Genomic DNA, 2,892 nt, shown 5'->3' on the forward strand with positions numbered 1-2,892 from the left:
TGGCCACAACCAACGCGGCAACTGGTGGGCCCCGCGGCCCTCTAAATGTGGGTGCCCTACCTCCACGGGCCCGTTGGGGGGGGCGCGGGTCGAGCAGGTCCGAGAGGCCGGGGCCGCCCGGGTCAGCGATCCCGGGTCACGATCCGGGGCACTCCTTCCAGGCCAGGTGGTAGACGGTGCTGATGTCGCCGTCCGTGGAGTCCATGGTCATGAAGCTGGTGCTGCCCGGCGCGGACGTGCCCGCGTTGACGCGCAGCTCGGTGTTGATGTTGAAGTTCCGCTGAACACCACAGGGCGCCCAGACCAGTTGGGCCCAGTCCGTGACGTCGGTGGCCTGCCAGTTGTCGTTGTACGGGCCGCCGAAGGGATGGGTGATGGCGGCCGTGTTCGAGGAGCCCTGGAAGTAGTACGAGGCCTTCTCGGTGCTGCTGGCGCCGCGCTGCAGCGAGGCGAAGCCGCGGTAGTCGGCGCTGGCGATGGCGTACGTGAAGCCCTGCGGCACGTGGACGATCAGGTTGAGCTGGCAGTTCTTGCGGAACGCGGTGGGCTCGGAGCTGCCGCCCACCTGGGCGAGGTAGTCACTGTAGGTGACCGTGAAGGCCGTGTTGTCCGGGGACACGGCGACAGCGGCGGTGCCCTGCGGGCAGCCGGAGCCGTTCACCGTGGCGACCTTGATGACGATCTTGTCCGGAGGAGGGTCGACGATCCCGGAGGACGGATCGTGTGCGGGTAGTGCGGTGGCGAACAGGGTGGCTATCGCGCCACCCAGAAGCAGCCCACCAGCCATGGTGCTCCCATCCGTTGCGTTGGCGTTTCCGGCGGCACGGATCGTGTGCCGCCGCGAATTGGGGGGTGCGGCTCCTCCCGCGTTCGGGAAGGGCCGTCGCAGACCAGTGCGTTGGATCAAGCGTGAACTGTTGAACCATGTACATGACAAAGCCATGTGCATGGGTGACCCGGGAATGTGAAGGAGCAGTGAAGTCCGGGACCGACCGCATCGTATGTACCCCGGCGCCCGGCGGTTAGGGCGATCTCCGGCCATTCACGATGTACACCCGTTCACGGACGCTCCCGTGGCGGCCGACGTGGCCGCCGGGACGCCTCCGCGCGTCCGGCCCGCGCGTGCCGTACGGCGTCGACCGGGCGCCCGCGGGGCGCCGTCCCGGCGGGCCACGCCCTGGGACTCTCCTCGAATCCCCCCGCCGCCGCACGGCCTCGCACCCGCTCCTGCGACACTGAACGTCATGGAGTCCCGACACCTGCGAATCGGCCGCCGTCGCATATGGATGCTCAGCGGAGCCTGCTTGCTCGTGCTCGCCCCGGTCGGCTACTTCCTCGGCGGCTGGATTCCCGTGGCGGCACTGATCGTGACGCTCGTCGCGGCCACCTCGTTCTCGCACTGGAAGGCCGCGTCGTGGCTCGGGCCCGCCGTGGAACGGGGGCAGCGGGAAAGCCGCCGGGACGTGGCGACCTTCTGCGTGGTCATAGCGGTCAGCGGCTACGCCCAGCCCCCGGCGCACACGTCCCCCTCCGCCGGGACCCCCGACCTGGCCGCACTGCGCCTCGAGGCCTATCGGGCCGCGGCGCACGACGATCTCAGCGAGGAACTCAGGGGCCTGGCCGCCGACGCGCTGGCCGCCGCCGACGCCGCCCACACCGAGGACACCCCGGTGGCCTGGCGGAGCGCACGCGCGAGCGCCGAACGACTGGCGCACGCGGCGCAGGAGGGCAATCCTTACGTACGGAACCTGCTGATCCAGTGGGTCGAGGGGAACCCGGCCGCGGATCGCTAGTGCCGCGGCATCAGGTCGTGCGGGGCAAAACGCTCGGTTTCGGTGGGCGGTGGTCGGTGACCGGTGGGGCGCGTCGCGCGGCGGGGGTTCTCCCGCCGTACGGGGTGCGCTCGGGCGATCCGGCCGCGTGGCGTGGTGCCGTGCGGCCAGGGACAAGCCGCGGGACCGGCCGGGTCATGCAGGGCGTCATCCGCAACTCCCGGGGATCGAGAGGACTATGGCGGACTTCTCCAACAGGTCCGGTGCCGCGTTCGTCGCCGGCGGCACCGGCGGTATCGGCGCGGCCGTCGTCCGTACGCTGGCCGAGCGCGGCAGCGACGTGGCGTTCACCTACCGCACCAGCCGGGCCGGCGCCGACGCGCTCGCCTCCGAGGTGCGCGAGCACGGGCGTCAAGTCCGCGCGCTGCGCCTCGATCTGACCGACGAGACGGCCACGGCGGAGGCGGTCACCGAGGCCGCCGACACCTTCGGCGGCCTCCACACGGTGGTGTACGCGGCCGGGCCGCACGTACCGATGGTGCACCTCAGTCAGGTGACACCTCGTCAGTTCAAGGCTCAACTCGACGCGGACGCACTGGCGTTCTTCCATCTCGTCCATCCGGCGCTGCCTGGACTGCGGGAGAGCCGGGGCAGCATCGTGGCCGTGACCACGGTGGCCACCCGCCGGTTCCCGGTCCGTGACGGGCTCTCCTCGGGCACGAAGGGCGCGGTCGAGGCGGTCGCCCGGGCTCTGGCTGCCGAGGAGGGCCGGTACGGGGTCCGGGTGAACTGCGTCGCCCCCGGAATGCTCACGGACGGCATCGCGGCCCGGCTGATCTCCTCGGGCGAACTGGACGAGACGGCCCTGCGGATCACCCGTCACAACATCCCGTTGCGCCGCTTCGGCGAGGCCGCGGACATCGCGGAGGCGGTGGCGTTCCTGGCCTCGGACCGAGCCGGTTTCATCACGGGGCAGGCGCTGGGAGTGGACGGCGGCTACAGCGTGTAGCGCCGGTCCTCGGCCCTGGCGGCGGGGGGGGGCCCCACCGCCGCCCCCCCCCCCCCGCGCGTCACGCGCACCCCGGGGGGGGCACCCCGGACCCCCCCGGCGGGGTGGGCG

The 2,892-nt window shown here is 71.9% G+C and carries 3 protein-coding genes; 2 read left to right on the forward strand and 1 reads right to left on the reverse strand.

The annotated features are described in order from the left end of the window. Positions 1-136 precede the first annotated feature (136 nt). On the reverse strand, positions 137-787 hold the full coding sequence (locus tag ACFV2J_RS36155) for a DUF4360 domain-containing protein (protein ID WP_385095450.1): 651 nt from the start codon (positions 785-787) through the stop codon (positions 137-139). 457 nt (positions 788-1,244) lie between these two features. Here ACFV2J_RS36155 and ACFV2J_RS36160 point away from each other — a divergent pair, with 457 nt between their 5' ends. Together ACFV2J_RS36160 and ACFV2J_RS36165 are read left to right on the forward strand one after the other, a co-directional pair. Further along, entirely contained in the window at positions 1,245-1,793 is a 549-nt protein-coding gene (locus tag ACFV2J_RS36160; protein ID WP_385095453.1) for a hypothetical protein, read from the forward strand. 217 nt (positions 1,794-2,010) lie between these two features. Then, the gene (locus ACFV2J_RS36165; RefSeq protein WP_385095456.1) at positions 2,011-2,781 is read left to right on the forward strand and encodes an SDR family NAD(P)-dependent oxidoreductase; all 771 of its coding nucleotides are present in this window, start codon (positions 2,011-2,013) and stop codon (positions 2,779-2,781) included. The last annotated feature ends 111 nt before the right edge of the window (positions 2,782-2,892 follow it).

The organism is Streptomyces sp. NPDC059668, from assembly GCF_042734135.1.
GTDB lineage: Bacteria > Actinomycetota > Actinomycetes > Streptomycetales > Streptomycetaceae > Streptomyces.